This is a genomic window from Bradyrhizobium sp. USDA 4353, from assembly GCF_054063215.1.
The window spans coordinates 3,416,977-3,432,771 of sequence record NZ_JBSSGB010000001.1 but is presented as its reverse complement, the minus strand read 5'-3'; the positions used below and the strand labels follow the sequence as shown (position 1 = coordinate 3,432,771).

General features: G+C 66.7%; 11 protein-coding genes. All 11 read right to left on the bottom strand.

All coding sequences use genetic code 11. From position 1 onward, the window contains the following. Nucleotide 1: 1 nt before the first annotated feature. The 11 genes from ACVILH_RS15085 to ACVILH_RS15035 all read right to left on the bottom strand — a co-directional run bounded on the left by ACVILH_RS15085 (nucleotide 2) and on the right by ACVILH_RS15035 (nucleotide 15,053). Nucleotides 2-1,873, bottom strand: a complete 1,872-nt coding sequence (locus tag ACVILH_RS15085; protein ID WP_456713598.1) for a bifunctional sugar phosphate isomerase/epimerase/4-hydroxyphenylpyruvate dioxygenase family protein — start codon at nucleotides 1,871-1,873, stop codon at nucleotides 2-4. Next, nucleotides 1,870-2,607: an ABC transporter ATP-binding protein gene (locus ACVILH_RS15080; protein ID WP_456713597.1), complete on the bottom strand. Its 738-nt coding sequence runs from the start codon at nucleotides 2,605-2,607 to the stop codon at nucleotides 1,870-1,872. Before ACVILH_RS15080 ends, ACVILH_RS15085 begins: the two co-directional genes overlap by 4 nt. An 11-nt stretch (nucleotides 2,608-2,618) precedes the next feature. Beyond that, a complete protein-coding gene (locus ACVILH_RS15075; protein WP_456713596.1) occupies nucleotides 2,619-3,362 on the bottom strand; it encodes an ABC transporter ATP-binding protein in 744 nt (247 codons plus the stop codon). Then, nucleotides 3,359-4,357 carry a branched-chain amino acid ABC transporter permease gene (locus ACVILH_RS15070; protein ID WP_456713595.1) on the bottom strand — a complete coding sequence of 333 codons (999 nt, stop codon included), beginning with the start codon at nucleotides 4,355-4,357 and terminating at the stop codon, nucleotides 3,359-3,361. Before ACVILH_RS15070 ends, ACVILH_RS15075 begins: the two co-directional genes overlap by 4 nt. Continuing rightward, nucleotides 4,354-5,229 carry a branched-chain amino acid ABC transporter permease gene (locus ACVILH_RS15065; RefSeq protein WP_456713594.1) on the bottom strand — a complete coding sequence of 292 codons (876 nt, stop codon included), beginning with the start codon at nucleotides 5,227-5,229 and terminating at the stop codon, nucleotides 4,354-4,356. Before ACVILH_RS15065 ends, ACVILH_RS15070 begins: the two co-directional genes overlap by 4 nt. Nucleotides 5,230-5,302: 73 nt before the next feature. Continuing rightward, entirely contained in the window at nucleotides 5,303-6,442 is a 1,140-nt protein-coding gene (locus tag ACVILH_RS15060; protein WP_456713593.1) for an ABC transporter substrate-binding protein, read from the bottom strand. 79 nt (nucleotides 6,443-6,521) lie between these two features. Beyond that, nucleotides 6,522-7,403 carry a shikimate dehydrogenase gene (locus ACVILH_RS15055; protein ID WP_456713592.1) on the bottom strand — a complete coding sequence of 294 codons (882 nt, stop codon included), beginning with the start codon at nucleotides 7,401-7,403 and terminating at the stop codon, nucleotides 6,522-6,524. 122 nt (nucleotides 7,404-7,525) lie between these two features. Further along, nucleotides 7,526-8,467, bottom strand: a complete 942-nt coding sequence (locus ACVILH_RS15050) for a LysR family transcriptional regulator (RefSeq protein WP_456713591.1) — start codon at nucleotides 8,465-8,467, stop codon at nucleotides 7,526-7,528. A 25-nt stretch (nucleotides 8,468-8,492) separates the two neighbouring features. Beyond that, nucleotides 8,493-12,272: an AsmA family protein gene (locus tag ACVILH_RS15045; RefSeq protein WP_456713590.1), complete on the bottom strand. Its 3,780-nt coding sequence runs from the start codon at nucleotides 12,270-12,272 to the stop codon at nucleotides 8,493-8,495. A 174-nt stretch (nucleotides 12,273-12,446) separates the two neighbouring features. Next, nucleotides 12,447-13,679, bottom strand: coding sequence for a cytochrome P450 (locus ACVILH_RS15040; RefSeq protein ID WP_456713589.1), 1,233 nt, complete (start codon nucleotides 13,677-13,679; stop codon nucleotides 12,447-12,449). A gap of 69 nt (nucleotides 13,680-13,748) precedes the next feature. Further along, the gene (locus tag ACVILH_RS15035) at nucleotides 13,749-15,053 is read right to left on the bottom strand and encodes an MFS transporter (RefSeq protein ID WP_456716983.1); all 1,305 of its coding nucleotides are present in this window, start codon (nucleotides 15,051-15,053) and stop codon (nucleotides 13,749-13,751) included. Nucleotides 15,054-15,795: the final 742 nt, after the last annotated feature.

Genomic DNA, 15,795 nt, shown 5'->3' with positions numbered 1-15,795 from the left:
TCTACAGCCGCGGCATCGTGTCCGGCCGGACCTCGCGCGCCTGCGCCGCGAGTCGGATCGCGGCGTTGGGGGCGCCGAAGCCCTGGTAGTTGCGGCGCTGCACGATCTCGAAGAAGAAGCGCTCCTCGAAGATGTGGGTGTAGACCTGGAAGAACTCGGCGTCGCCGTCGCGATCGTACAGGATCTCGTTGGCGCGCAGCGCCGCGATCGTCTCGGGCGCCAGATCGTATTTGGCTTCGAGATCGTCGTAGTAGTTGTCGGGAATGTCGAGGAAGCCGGCGCCGCGGGCGCGCATCTCGGCCACAGTAGCGAAGATGTCGTCGCAGGCAAACGCGATATGCTGGACGCCGGAGCCGAAGAACTCGGAGATGAAGCGCGACGACAAGGTGCGCGTCGCCGTGGAGCCGTTGAGGATGAAGCGCAGGCTGCGATCGCCATTGACGATCGCCTGGCTCTGCACGAGGCCCCGGGGGTCGGCGATCTCCATCTGCGGCAGGCGCGAGAAATCGATGATCCCCGCGTAGAACAGCAGCCAGGACAGCATTTCTTCGTGCGGCATCGACTGCGCGATGTGATCGACGGCCAAGAGACGGTCGGGCGCCTTGTCGCTGGCAACGGCCTCGAAGTCGACGTCCCAGTGCCGGCCATGCGTGTCCAGGAAATACAGCAGGCTGCCGCCGACGCCGTGGATCGCCGGAATTTCGAGCTCTCCTGGCCCGACCGGCTGCGTGAAGGTGCGTGTCTTCAGCGACTGCGCGCGCGCCATGGCACGATCAGCGCTGTCGACCTCGAGTGCGAGCGCGCAGACGCCGGCACCATGCGTGACGTAATGCGAATGCGCAAAGCTCGCCGGCTCGCAATTGATCACCAGCTCGATCGCACCCTGCGACCAGCGCTGCACAGCCTTGCTGCGATGCCGCCCGGTGTTGCGGAAGCCGAGCTGGCCGAACAGCGTGCCGAGCTTCTCCGCCTTGTCCTTGCTGACGGCGAATTCGACGAAGCCGATGCCGTGGCTTTTCACACGCGGTTCGAACCGCGGCTCGGATGCGGCCGGCATCTTTCCGGCGAGATCATCCTGGAGCAGGAGCAGCGAGCGCATGCCGTCGAGTGCGGTGCGCGGCGCCGAGCCGGCGCGGAACTGATCGTTGAAGATCTCCAGCGACAGCGGCCCGGCATAGCCGGTCGCGGCGATCGCCTCCATGAACTCGCCGACGGGCAGATCGCCCTGCCCCGGAAAGCTGCGGAAATGTCGGCTCCACGAGAGCACGTCGAGCTCGAGCTTCGGCGCATCCGCAAGCTGCACCAGGAAGATCTTATCAGCAGGAATGGCACGGATCGCGTTGGTCGGCAGCGCCGGCGCCAGCGCGTGAAAGCTGTCGAGAATGACGCCGATCGCCTTGTGATCGGCGCGACGCACGATCTCCCAAGCATCGCGATAGTCATGGACATGACGGCCCCACGCCAATGCCTCGTAGCCGACGCGCAGGCCGCGCTTGGCGGCACGCTCTCCCAGCTCGTGAAAATCGCCGGCGGCGCGGTCGATGCCGCCGAGCGACAGAGGCGAGACGTTGCTGCAGATCAGCAAGAGGTCGGTGCCGAGCTCCTGCATCAGGTCGAATTTGCGCTCGGCGCGGATGAAGTTGCGCGCGCGCTGCGGCTCCGGCATGCCCTCGAAATCGCGGAACGGCTGATAGGCGCAGATCGAAAGGCCGAGGTCGCGGCACATCTGCCCGATCTCGCGCGGGCGCATGCCGAAGGCGACGAGATCGTTCTCGAAGATCTCGACCATCTCGAAGCCGGCGGCGGCGATCGCCTTGAGCTTCTCGTCGAGCGCGCCTGAGATGGAGACCGTTGCGATCGAGCGCTGGTTCATGCCGCCGTCTCCTCCATCGCGCCGCCCAGGAACAGTTGGCCGATGCGCGGATCGGCAAGCACGCGGTCGGCCTTGTCGATGATCCGGGTACGGCCAAGCTCGAGCACGATGCCGTAATCGGAGATCTCCAGCGCCGAGCGCGCATTCTGCTCGATCAGCAGCACCGAGACGCCGCGGTCGCGCAGCTGCTTCAGCATGTCGAAGGTCTGCTGCACCATCAGCGGCGACAGGCCGATCGAGGGCTCGTCGATCAGCACGAGCTGCGGCTCGAGCAGCAGCCCGCGGGCAATTTCGAGTTGCTTCTGTTCGCCGCCCGAAAGTGTGGACGCTTGCCTCTCCGCCTTCTTGCGCAGCACGGGGAAGACATCGAGCGCCGCCTCCACGCGAGCCGGAAGATCGATGCTGGCCGGCGCAGCCACGCCGCCGAGCTCGATGTTGTGCCGCACCGACAGCTCGCCAAAAATGTTGCGGCCCTGCGGGATGTAGCAGATGCCGGCGCCGAGCAGAGCGCGCTGGCTGAGCCCCGTCACGTCACGGCCCTTGAAGACGACCTTGCCGTCGCGCAGCTTCAAGAGGCCGAAGATGGCCTTGAACACGGTCGACTTGCCGGCGCCGTTCGGGCCGATCACGGTGGTGATCGATCCCTTCGGCACCGAGAAGGTGGTGCCGTTGAGGATCGTCATCTTGCCGTAGCCGCCGACGAGGTTCTGGACGTCGAGAATGGGGTCGCTCACGGCCGCCTCCGTCAGTGTCCGAGATAGGCTTCGATCACGGCCGGATTGGCCCTGATCTCATCGGGCTTGCCGATCGCCAAGACCTTGCCTTCCGCCATGACCATGACGCGCGAGCACAGCGACATCACGAACTCCATGTTGTGCTCGATCACGACGAAAGTAGCGCGACGCTCGCGGTTGATCGCGATCAGCCGCTCCTTGAGATCGCCGAGCATGGTTGGATTGACGCCGCCTGCGGGCTCGTCCAGCAGCACCAGCCGCGGACCGCCCATGAAGGCCATGGCGGCATCGAGCAGCTTCTGCTGGCCGTAGGACAGGCCGCCGGCAGGCTCATTGGCGAGATGCTCCAGCTTGAAGAAGCCGATCATCTGGTCGGCGGTCTCTGTGAGGCCCGCATCGGACGGGCCGAACAGGCGCGACAGCATGCTGCCGCGATGCTCCTGGCCGGCGAGGATGAGGTTGTCGCGCACCGACAGCTTCGGGAATACCTGCAGCAGCTGGAAGGTGCGGCTGACGCCAAGGCGATTGAGCTCCGCCGGCCGCTGCCCGGTGACGAGCTTGCCGTCGACCCTGACCTCGCCTGCGCTCGGCACGAGCTGGCCGAGGATGCAGTTGAACAAAGTCGACTTGCCACAGCCATTCGGGCCGATCAGGCCGAGGATCTCGCCCTCCTGCACGTCGAAGCTGACGCCATCGACGGCGGTGATGCCGCCAAAGCTCTTCTTGACGTCGCGAACGTCGAGGACTGCGGTCATTGCGCCGCCTCCAGCTTGGATTGCGCAGCGGCGCGCAGCGCCGAGGCCGCCTGGGTGCGCCGTGAGCTGAGATAGCGATCGAGAATGCCGAGAATGCCGGTCGGCGAGTAGATCAGCAGCGCGATCACCGCGAGCGCGTAGAGCATCAGATAGTAGCCTTCCGCGACGCGCAGCCATTCCGGCAGCAGCACCGCGATCATCGCACCGAGGAACGGCCCCAGCATGAAGCCGGCGCCACCGACGATCACCATCATCAGCAGATCGAGCGAGAGCTGCAGATTGAACGGGACGGGATCGACATATTGCGTCAGCGGCGCATAGAGCACGCCGGCGATCCCGCCGAGCACCGAGCCGATCGCGAACGCCATGAGAGTGTAGCGGCGCGTGTCGATGCCGAGCGACTGCGCGCGAATCGGGTTCTCGCGCAGCGCCATGAAGGCGCGGCCCCAGGGCGAGCGGATCAGCCACCACATCGCGAGCGTCACGAGCCCGAGCGAGCCGAGGCACAGATAATAGAACGGCAGCGGCTTGCGTGTCGGGAAGCCGAAGATCTCCGGGCGCGGAATGTTGCTGATGCCGTAGATGCCGTTGGTGAGCCAGCTCTCGTTGCGGAACACGAGGAACGCCAGAGTCGAGAACGCCAACGTGACGAAAGCGAGATAGTGGTGCTGCACGCGCAGCGCGGGATAGCCGAGCAGCCAGCCGACGACGAAGCAGATGACGATGACCAGCCCGAGCGCCGCAATGAGCGGCCAGCCGTGGGTGGTCAGGATCGCCGCGCCATAGGCGCCGATGCCGACGAAGGCGCCCTGCGCCAGCGACACCTGCCCGGCATAGCCGAGCGTCAGGTTGAGACCCATCGCGGCGATGGTCATCACCGCCCACTGGCTCAGGATGTACAGGCCATAGCGGTTGAAGTTCATCGGGATAATGATCAGGCCGGCGATGACGACGACAGCCAGCGCGGCGAGAAGCAGTCTGCTGTGCTTGCTCATACCGTGCGCTCCTCGGCGCGACCAAGCAGACCCTGCGGCCGGAACAGGATGACCAGGATCAGCAGCACCATGGGAACGGCGGCGCGATACTGGGTGGAAACATAGGCGGCGGCGAGGTTGTCGACGACGCCGATCAGCAAACCTCCCGCGATGGCGCCGCGCACCTGGTTGAAGCCGCCGACGATCGCCGCGATGAAGGCCGCCTGCCCCAGCACCTCACCGCTGGAAAACTTCGCCAGATAGATGGGGGTGATCAGCAGCGAGGCGAGCGCCACCAGCACGGCGTTGATAAGGAAGGTCAGCATGATCATGCGCTCGACCGGCACGCCGATGATCCGCGCCACGGTGGGGTTCTGCGCCGCAGCCTGCATTTGATGACCTAGCGAGGTGCGGTTCAACAGCGCGGTCAGCCCCACGACCGCGAGGATCGCGACGGCGAGCACGCCGAGGCTTTGCAGCGAAATCGCACGACCGAGGATGGAGACATCGCCGACCGGCACGATCGAGGGAAACGGCGAGGCTTCGGCGCTGAAGAACTGCTTCACCGCCTCCTTGATCCCGATCGCCAGCGCCATGGTGGCGATCGCCAACGGCAGCACGCCATGGCGCAGCATCGGATCGACCAGCAGCATCTTGAAGCCGAGACCGAGCAGCAGCGCCGATAACACGATGCCGACGAGCACGGCGAGCCAGAACGGCGCACCGACATGCATCACCGCGAGCATCAGGAAGGCCGGCAGCATCACGAACTCGCCTTGCGCGAAGTTGATGGTCTGCGAGGTTTGCCAGAGCAGCGTGAAGCCGACGGCGACGAGCGCGTAGATGGCGCCGGTGGCGAGGCCCGCCACGATCAAGTCGAGCAGATTGGACATGGTTTCCCCCGTGAGCTTTGGGTGACGGCGGCGTCAGGCATCCCATCCCAGCGCCGCCGATCGACCGTTGTCCTTAGTTCAGCTTCGGCAGCACCTGCTTGACGACCTGCTTGCCCTCGACCACCTCGACCAGGAAGCCCTGACGGTCGATGTCGCCGTTCTGGTCGAAGGTCACATCCATCAGGATGTTCGGCTCGGTCGAGGTCTTGATGGTCAGGCCGTGCAGCGTATCGGCGAAGGCCTTGGAGTCGACCTTGCCCATCTTCTCGGTCGTGGCCTTGACCATGTAGATCGCGAGATAGCCCTTGAGGCCGTTGTGATCGGGCACGTAGTTGTACTTCTTCACGAAGCGGTCGCGGAACGCCTTGACGGCTTCCACCGGCGCATCGGTGGTGAGGCCGACATGGCCGCGGGCACCGTTGGCGGCGTCGCCGGCGAGCTCGATCACCTTCTGGCCGACCAGCGTGGTCTCGCCGATCAGCGGCGCGGTCACGCCCTGGCGCTTGATCTCCTTGAGGATGCGCGCGCTCTCTTCCTCGTTGACATAGATGAACACGGCATCAGGTGCCGCCGCCTTGATCTTGCTGACGTCGGCGGCGAAGTCGGCCTGGCCGGCCTCGGTCGAGAGATCAGCAGCGACCTTGATGCCGAGACGGTTGAACTCCTTGGTGATGACGTCGCGTCCGCCGCGGCCGAAGTCGTTATTGACCCAGACCACCGCGACCGACTTCGCCTTCAGCTCGTCGTTGATGTACTTCGCGACCTTCGGCATCGAGGATTGCTGGCCGAACGAGGTGCGGAACAGAAACTTGTTGCCGGCCTGCGTGAGCTCGGCGGCCTCGCCGCCCATGATCTGGGTGATGCCGGCTTCAGCGGCCAGCGGCGCGGTGACCTTCACCGAGCCGGAATAGCCCGGCCCGAGCAGCACGTAGGGCTCGTTGTCGAGCGCCTTCTGCACCTGCGCGCGCGCGACGCCGGGGTTCGACTGCGAGTCGGCGTGGCTGACCTCGATCTTGCGGCCGAGGATGCCGCCCTTGGCATTGATCTCCTCGACGGCGAGGTCGATCCCGTTCTTCCAGTTGTTGCCGACGGTGGCGCCGCCGCCGGAGAGCTCGGCGACGTTGGCGATCTTGATGGGGGCGCCGGACTGCGCGTAAGCGGCTCCGGACAGCAGCACGGCCGAGCACAGGCCAGCCAGGATGATCGATCTCACGTTGTTTCCTCCTCTGCTCTAAACGCTTGTTTGCGTTTCTTGCTTGAACGATTTGTTCCGCCGCGTATTGGCGGTCGGCTCAGGCGGCGTCAACCGCCGCATATCTCTCCGCCATGTGATTGTCGAAGGCAGCGCCCATTGCCTCTGTCGACGGCGCGAGCCCGGTGAACAGTTCGAAGGCGTCGGCGGCCTGGTAGATCGCGAGCTCGCGCCCGAGCAGGACTCGCGCCCCCCTGGCCTTTGCGGACTTCAACAGCGGCGTCCACAGCGGCGAGTAGACGGCGTCGGCGACCCAAAGATCGGCGCGCAGCAGATGATCCGGCACCGGCGTACCGCGGTTCGGCAGCATCCCGATCGGCGTGCCGTTGACGACGCCCACGGCTCCCTGCAGCGCCTGTTCGACGCTGTCGACGATCACCGCCTCAGTGCCCGCTGGCAGGGAGTTGGTGAGCTTCTCGACGCGAGCGCGCTCCGTGTCGAAGATGCGCAGGCCGGCAACGCCGAGGTTCGCAAGTGCGAAGGCAATCGCCTTCCCGACTCCGCCTGCCCCGATCAGCGACACGACGCCGCGACCGGACTGAGCGATCAGCGGCGCCACGGCGCGTTCGAAGCCGGTCGTATCGGTGTTGTGGCCGATCAGCCGGCCATCGCGCACGACGACGGTATTGACGGCTCCCATCGCGGCCGCCTTCGGCGCGAGTTCGTCGAGCAGTTCAACGACGGCTTCCTTGTAGGGATAGGTCACGTTGACCCCGGCGAAGCCCATCCGACGCACGCCCTCCAGCAGCATCTTCAGGCCTGCGCGGTCGGCGCCGGCGACCTCGATCAGCTGATAGTGGCAGCGCATGCCCAGCGCGGCCGCGGCATGTTCGTGCATCGCGGGAGAGGCCGAATGCGCGATCGGGGCACCGATCAAGCCGGTCAGGAATTTGCGGGCTTTGAGTGCGGAAAGATCAGGCACGTTCGCTTCAGTCTCGTCTGCAGCTCGCGCGATCGCCGCGGGAGCGATGGAATGGCGTGCGGACGATAGCGCGTCCGCCGCCTAACACAATTACCCAAATATCCGCTGAACCTAACATGATGTTATCTTTTGCCGGCCGCGGCTTTTACGGCTTTCACAGCCTGACGGCGCCCCGGCTCGAGCGCGCGCATCTCTGTCCGCAGACAATCGATGAAGTGCTCGGCATAGAGCGACAGCGGCGTGCCGCGCTTGACGGCGATGTAGGTGTCGAAGCGCGTCGGCTCGGCGATCTTGATCAGCTCGATGCCGGGATAGCCGCCATGGGCGACGGTAAACTGGTCGATCACGGCGATGCCGAGCCCAGCCTTCACCAGCGCGCACACGGTGGTGCCAAAGCGCGCCTTGATCGAGATGTTGTAGCTGAGTTTGTTGCGCGCGAAGATTTCGGCCATGATGCGGCCGTAAGGGTCGTTCGGATCGATGCCGATCAGCGGATAGCGCGTCATCTCCGCCGCCGACACCTGCTTGCGGCCGGCGAGCTCGTGGCCCTCAGGCACGATGCAGAACAGCTCGCCAGAGGCCAGCGGCATGAAGTCCAGGCCGGAATGATCGAGCCGGTAGCTCATCGCCACGCACTCGCCCTTGCCGAGCATCAGATAGTCGATCGCCTCCTCGATCTTGAGGATGTTGATGTCGATGCCGAGATCGGGATAGCGGCGGCGGACGCGCTCGATCGCGCGCGGCACCATCACCTGGGAAATGCTCGGCACCGAGCCGACGCGGAGCTCGGACAGGGCGCCGCGGCCGATGTTGGAGATGATGTAGCTGAGATCGTCGACCTTCTCGTAGACGCTGTTGATCTGCTCGAAGATGTTTTGCGCTTCCGGGGTCGGGAAGTAGCGGCCGTTCTGGCGCTGGAAGAAGCGGATGCCAAGCGAGCGCTCGGTGTATTTGACCAGCCGGCTGACGCCGGGCGCCGACACTTTCAACAGCCGCGCCGCGCCGTTGATGGTGCCGGTGACCATCACTGCGCGGATGACCTCGACCTGGCGCAGCGTCATCATCGGCGCGGCTCCCGCATGCCCGATATCACGGGCTGCCCGGCGGCGTCAGCACGACCGGCGGACGCGGCACCGGCCGCGGTCGCGGCGGCAGCACACCGGGCGCGGGCTTGATCTCGACCGGCGGCGGCAGCGGCGCGAGCTGCGACTGGCTCGCCGCGACAGGCGGCACGGTCGACGCCTGTGGAGCCGCTGCCGGCGGCGCGGCGGGAGCAGATTGCGGCGTCGCGAGCGGCGGCACGGCCGGGCGCGGGCCGCCGATCTTGGCGCGCGGATCGCGACGGGGATCGCGTCCCGGCATCGGCACGTCGGCGGCATTGGGCGTCACCGGCGCGGCCTCCGAGCCGGGCAGCGACGCCGTCGAGGACGGATAGGCCGGCGGCACCTCGCCGCGCGCGATCGCATCCAGGCGCCGCGTCTCACGATCGATCGCACGCACCGCCAGCCAGGACGACAGCGAGGTCACGTCGACCACGCGCGTCAGCGCATCGGGCGTGCCCATCACGAACAGCTGCACCTCCGGCCTGCTATTCGCATTGCCGACGGTGTTCGAGCTCAGGCTGGCGCGGATGTCGGCCTGGTCGGCCGGAATGTCGAAGCCGCCGGAGACGATCGCGCGCGCGCCCTGCGCCTCCAAGGTCGTGGCGCCGACACGGACGCGGCCGTCGCGGATGATGAAGGGGATCTGCGCCGACGCGACCGACAACGTGCCCGACGCCAGCGCCGGCTCCACGACCTGTCTCAGCTTGGCGTCATCGGTCACCTGCCCCGCATCGGCGGCGCGCAAGGCGGCATCGAACGCGCGCGGATCGAGATTGACGATCGAGGCATTGTCGAGCGTGACGGTGCCGTTGCCGGAGAGCGCATTGACCAGGCCCTGCACGCTGCGGCCTTCGGCAGCCAGCGTCATCTGCGCCGAGATCTTGCCCGCGGGCATCTTCAAATTGCGATAGCGCAGCGCATTGCCGTCGATGCCGGCGAGCTCGACACGCCCGTTCAAGACGAGACCGTTCGGATTGGGCCGCGCCTCGACGGTGGCGATGACGTCGCCGCCGCCGAGCTTTCCCTTGAGATTCTCGATGGTGACCGACTGGCCGTCGCTCTTGATCGCGCCGGCGAGCGGCCTCAGCTCAGTGCCGTTCAACACGGCGCCGCTCAGCGCCTGGAACGCGACGCGGCCATGCCAGCCCTTCACGAGCCCGGCGCCCAGCGGCTCCGCCTGCTCGCGGCCGGCGGCGCCGACCAGCACCGCGAACACTTGCGGCACGTCGAGCGCGTCGAGCCCGACCTCGCCGTCGACCTGTTTGTCGTCATCGAGATTCACCGCCAGCCGGCCACGCAGCCGCGAGCCGCCGACCGTGCTGTCGATATCCTCCAGCGTCAGGCGGCCGCCCGACAGTCCGAGCTTGCCGAACAGGCGGATGTTCTGCGCCGCCGTGTCCTGCGGCTTCACGCCCAGCAGCGGCGCCAGATTGGCATTGCGCAGCCGCAGATTGACGTTCGCCTTGGTGGCATCGCCCCACGGTTCTACCGTACCCTGCGCATCACCATCGAGACCGATGCCGGAGAGTTTCGCGGTGACCCGCAACGGCGTCCGCCAGCCGCCGGTCACGCTCGACTGGAATTCGGCCGGACCGTTGCCGACCACGGCGATCCGGTCGAGCCCGAGCAGCGCCAGCACCACGTTGCCTTGCTCGGCGGAGATGCGGCTCTCGACCCCGAGCTCGGTCCGGTCGATCGCATCGACCTCGAAGCTGCGCAGCGCCGCCGCCGATGGCTTCGCGGTCAGCGTCGCCGAGCCCTTCAATTGCGGCGCGTCGAGATCGAGCACGGCCTTGGCCTGGCTGCGATCGGCGCTGCCGGGATCCCTCGCGAGATCGAGCGTGAGCTTGAGCCGCGCGGCGCCGGGCGGCGTGGCGAGAGAATCGAAGCGCGCCGCGATTTGCGGTGCGAACGGCTGCACCAGCGCGGTGATCTCCTTGAGCGAGCCGGCCATCGACGTCACCGTCAGCCGTCCGGTGGCATCGGCGCGATCGAAACGGCCGGAGCCCTCGGTGATCACGCCGCCGCTTTGGCCGAACTTGATCTGGTCGATGGCGATGGTCTTCGGATCGTAGGAGAAGCGTGCCGCCAGCGGACGCAGCTCCTGGCCGCTCAGCTTGGCGCGGCCGACATCCAGCGCGACGCTGGCCTCCGCCGGCCACTCGCCGGTGACGCCGACCAGCGAGCGCGTCACCGCCATCGCCGCGTCGAGATCGAGCCGGTCGCCTTTCAGCACCGCCTCGAAGCGCGAGCCGGCGCCGGCCGCACGGTTGATCAGGGCGACGCGGCCATCGACCGAGCCGCCGTCGATGTCGGCCTTCAGGCCGTCGATCGCGACCCGCTCCGGCGCGACGTTGAGGTCACCGCGGATGCGCAGTGGGCGCTGGGTGCGGTAGCTGTTGTCGGTGCGGCCCTGCAGCCAGGCGACCAGCGCGTCCGGCTCCGAGGAGTCGAGATCGAGCGCGCCGGTGAAGCCCGCGGTGACCGAGGTCGAGATGCCGATCGTCCGGAAGGTCAGGCGCGTCGAGCCCGGCGCGCGCAGGTCGACCTTCTCGAGGCTCCAGGCTGTCGGCTCGTTGTGCAGATCGGCAGTGAAGTTCTGCACCGGCCGGCCGGAGAGCATGATCTGCTCGGTGGAGAACTGCACGTTGGCCGGCATCGGCAAGGTCGGCAGTTGCGCGATCCAGTTGCGCAGCGCCGGCAGCACCAGCGCAGGCGCGATGGCGCGCCGGTCCTTCACGTCGTCGCCGCCGGTGAGGAGCTTGTCGGCGTCGAGCTGGCGCGCGGCGAGCGATGCCTTCAGCGTCGGCGTGGCACCGAAGCGGATGTCGCCGCTGCCGGCGAATTTCAGCGAGCGATCCTCCTGGCCGAAGCTGACCTCGATCTGGTCGAGCTTGGCCGAGGCCTGATCGCCGACGACCTTGGTGGCGATGCGCCACGGCGTCGCGCCGGGGGCGAGGGTCGCGGTCGTGGCCGCCTTGGCCGATGGCTCCTTCGCCGTTTGGTCCTTCGCCGGCTTATCCTTCTCGGCGGCCTCCTTCGGCGGCGATGACAGCGTCAGCGCGCCTTCGAACTTAGGGGAGCGGTTGGGGAAGCTGATCAGGCCCTCGACATCGGCCATGACCGGGCGCTCGCCGGGATCGATGTTGAGATGGACGCGGAGGCCGTTGGAGTCCTTGTCCTGGCTCGACGACAGCCGGAACGGATAGCGGCCACCACGGATCGACACCGCGCCGTCGCCGCGCAGCGAGCCGGCCAGCGAACGAACGTCGCCGGAGAACACGATGTCGGTCAGCTCCAGGGTCGAGCGGCTGGCGGCGTCGTGCAGGGCGACGCGGCCGGTCAGGTTGAAGCGGTCGATGGCGAGCGCGGCGAGATTGAACTTGCCGGAGGCGGTCGGCAGGTCGACCTGGCCCTTGGCATCGAGGCCGAGATCGGCAGCCATGCCGCCGATGGTCAGCTCGTTCGCCCGCCACTCCCCGCGCATGAGGTCGCCGAGGCTGAACTCGACGTCGAGCTTGTCGGCGCGCAGCTTGCCGAGGTGGTTGGCGCCGCCGAAGGTGACCTGGCGCAGCCGCAGGGTCGGCGTCGGCAACAGCCGTGCGTCCAGCGCACCGGCGACCCGCACGGGCACGCCGATGATCTTGCCCGCCTCGGCCTCGAACTGCGGCCGGAACTGGTTCCAGTCGACGAAGTACGGGCCGATCAGCGCAGCAAGGAGCGCAAGGATGAAGGCAATCGCCAAGCCGAGCAGGGTCGTCTGCACGGGGTCTCCCTCAAAGGACAACGCTCCGGCGTCGCAAAGCCTTCAGCCCGCGCGGCCGCGGCCCCACGGACGTCGATACCGGAGCGCTGCATCATATAGGATTAAGTATGGCGAAGTCACAGCGCTGTCGTTCTTTCCGGGGGCGTTGCACAACAACTCCGTTAACGGACATGGTTACCAGTGCGCCGGCAGCCGCTTCAGGCCGCGCAGCACGAAGGTCGGCCGCCAGTCCGGGTTGTCCGCGTCATCCAGCTTCAACTCCGGCAGACGCCGCAGCAGGGTTCCGATCGCGACCTCGGCCTCGATGCGGGCGAGTTGCGCGCCGAGGCAATGGTGGATGCCGCCGCCGAACGACAGCGGCTTGACGTTCGCCCTGGTGATGTCGAGCTGCTCCGGACGATCCGGATAGACAGCGGGATCGCGGTTGGCCGAGCCGAGCAGGCACAGCACGGTCTCGCCCGCGGGAATCCGGCGGCCGCCGAGATCGTCGATGTCCTCAAGCGCCACCCGCCCGGTCAATTGCACCGAGGAATCGTAGCGCAGGAACTCCTCGATCGCATTGGTGATCAGCTCGGGACGCGCCTTCAGCAGCGCCAGCTGCTCCGGGTTACGATACAACGCGAGGAGGCCGTTGCCGATCAGATTGACGGTCGTCTCATGCCCCGCGCCGAACAGCAGGATGATGTTGGCGGTGAGCTCCTCGTGGCTGAGCTTGGCGCCGTCCTCCTCCGCCTGCAGCAGCTGCGTGGTCAGATCGTCGCCCGGCTGCTTGCGGCGCAGCTCGAACAGATGCTGGAAATACGCCCTGGAGACCGCGTTGCCGGCATTGCCCTCGGCGATCTCCGCCTTCGACAGCGGCACCGGCTCGAGCAGGCGGCCGCCCTCGCGCGAGCTCTTGTAGAACGCCTCGCGATGCTCCTCGGGAATTCCGAGCATGTCGCAGATGACCGTGACCGGGAGCTTGAACGCGAAGTCCTCGATCAGGTCCATGCGGCCGTTCGGAATGATCTCGTCGAGCGTTTGGTCGACGATCTCCTGGATCCGCGGCCGCATGTCCTCGACGCGGCGCGCCGTGAATGCCTTCACGACGAGGCCACGCAGCCGGGTATGATCAGGCGGATCCTGCTGCAGCATCCAATGGCTCATGCTGCGGAAGATCGGCTCGTTCATGATCTCGGGCCCGTAACGGCGGATCGAGCGCGCGACGAAGTCCTTGCCGAAGCGCTTGTCGCGCAGCACGAGGCTCTGCTCCGCGTGCCGGCTGGCGAGGAACGAGCCGAACGGCGTGACGTGCACGGGATCGTTGTCGCGCAGCTGCTGATAGAACGGATAGGGATCCCGGATGAACTCCGGCGACAGCGGATTGAACAGCGGCGCGGCCTTGGCGGCCTGGACATGCTCGTTCATGTGGTCCCTCTCCCAGAGTTTGCCGATTATTCGGCGGCCGCGTTGCTAGGGCAAGTCGGCCAGTTCACATCATGCCGCGACTTCCGTAGGGGTCTTCAACCTATGTAACTGCCCCGCCACCACCCGGACCCGGCGCGGCGCCGCGATCCAGATCGCGGCCGCCGACACGAAGGCGCCGATGAAAGCGATGGCGAAGCCTGGGGTGTAGCTGGTCGTGAGATCATACAGCACGCCGGTGACCCATGGGCCTGCGGCACCGCCGCACAGCCCGATCAGCATCAGCGTGCCGAAGATGCTGCCGAAATGGGCGCCCTGGAAGATCTCCAGCACGACCGCGCCCATCACCGACGTAATGCCGTAACCGAGCGCGCCCTGCGTCGCCACCATGATGTAGACCAGCACGAGCGACGGCGATGCCTTGAGCGCGATCAACGCCGCGAAGCAGATCGCAAAGCCAAGGCAGCCGAGCCCCCACACCGCCTCGCGACCGAGCCGATCGGAGAGATGGCCGAGCGCGATCTGGCCGGGAATGCCGAGCAGGCTTACCGCGCCGAGCGCCCATACGGCAACGTTCGAGCTGAAGCCGATCTCGAGCAGATATTTTGTCTGATGCACCTGCACGGCGTACCAGACATAGAGGCCGAAGAAGTAGCCGAGCGCGAGCCACCAGAACCGTGTGGTGCGCAGCGCGCGCGACAAGGTCCAGTCGATGCCGGCCCAGACCGGATCGACGATGTTGGAGACGGGCTTCGCGGCATTGGCGAGCGGGGCCGCGTCACCATCGGGATGCAAGGCCATCTCCTCCGGCTTCTTGCGCAACAGCAGATTGATCGGCGCGAGCACGACCAGCACGACGATGCCCATCGCGGTGCAGGCGGTGCGCCAGTTGGTCTGCGCGATCATGTGCTGCACCCAGGGCAGCAACGTCATCGAGCCGATGCCGACGCCGGCAAACGCGATGCCGATGGCGAGACCGCGGCGGCGGATGAACCAGTTCGGCAGGAACAGCGACTGGCCGGAATAGCCGAGGCAGACGCTGCCGGCGCCGACCATCACGCCGATCGTGACGTAGAGATGCCAGGGCTGCGTGGTCAGCGGCGCCAGCAGCAGGCCGCTGCCCATCAGCGCGACACCGAGTTCCATCACCGCGCGCGGGCCGGTGCGGTCCATCAGCCGTCCGATCAGCGGACTGACGATGCCCGAGGCGACGAAGCCGAACGAGAACGCGCCGGCGGTGACGCCGCGATCCCAGCCGAATTCGGCGAGGATCGGCGGATAGAACAGCGAGAACGCGGTGCGCGCATTGACGCCGATCGCCATCGTCACGAAGGTCACGGCGACGATGACCCAGCCATAATAGAACGGCAGGCGCATGGGTGTTGTTTTCACTCCCTGTGCATCCTTCGCATCATTTGCGTAGCAACGGGTCAAGGACTTTCTGCCGCTCGCGCCTCGGCGTCAGTGACCTCCGAGGTCATGTGTGCGGTGCACTGTCCTCCCCCTCGGTGTCGTCCCGGCCCCCGCGCCGGGACCCATACCGCGTGATCTCGCGGTGAGAAAAGACTGGTCGTCGCGCGTGCCCCAAACACCATCCTGTGGTTGGGTCCCGGCTCAAGGCCGGGACGACAGCGAATGTGTGGCGCGCTCCGTGGGTCATGGCTGCGCGCTCCTCGCGGCGCCATCGCGTCCGAGCTCTGCTGATTGATCGCCCTCGAACAGAAGGGCGCAGGGAAGGCCGGGCGCTGGCCGCGCCCGTGGCCCGCCTGCTCAAACAAATGCAGGCGGCAGGTACCACAGGTGTGGCCGAGAAACGCCCGGCCCTCCCTGCGCGGTGGTCTTCACGCTTATAGGCAGGCTTCCTGGCGCTCGGCTTGTTGGCCGCCATACGCGAACGCGTGTCACGCGTTGCGCGGTGATACCAGCATCGAGGTATCAGAACCCTGCAACTTCACGTCCGCAAGCGCATCGTTCGTCCGCACATCCGTCAGGACATGCTGCGAGCTCTCGCGGCCACCGCTCCCCGCCTCGCGTGTCGTGACGATCGCGCGCAACGCCCCTTCAGTGAGACGGGATGCGCGAGAAGATCGCGGTGATTTGCCCGACGACACAAGCGAAA

Excerpts from the sequence above, each read along its gene's own strand:
- ACVILH_RS15085 (WP_456713598.1), bottom strand. The coding sequence starts at position 1,873 with ATGAACCAGCGCTCGATCGCAACGGTCTCCATCTCAGGCGCGCTCGAC.
- ACVILH_RS15075 (WP_456713596.1), bottom strand. The coding sequence starts at position 3,362 with ATGACCGCAGTCCTCGACGTTCGCGACGTCAAGAAGAGCTTTGGCGGC.
- ACVILH_RS15070 (WP_456713595.1), bottom strand. The coding sequence starts at position 4,357 with ATGAGCAAGCACAGCAGACTGCTTCTCGCCGCGCTGGCTGTCGTCGTC.
- ACVILH_RS15065 (WP_456713594.1), bottom strand. The coding sequence starts at position 5,229 with ATGTCCAATCTGCTCGACTTGATCGTGGCGGGCCTCGCCACCGGCGCC.
- ACVILH_RS15050 (WP_456713591.1), bottom strand. The coding sequence starts at position 8,467 with ATGATGACGCTGCGCCAGGTCGAGGTCATCCGCGCAGTGATGGTCACC.
- ACVILH_RS15040 (WP_456713589.1), bottom strand. The coding sequence starts at position 13,679 with ATGAACGAGCATGTCCAGGCCGCCAAGGCCGCGCCGCTGTTCAATCCG.
- ACVILH_RS15035 (WP_456716983.1), bottom strand. The coding sequence starts at position 15,053 with ATGCGCCTGCCGTTCTATTATGGCTGGGTCATCGTCGCCGTGACCTTC.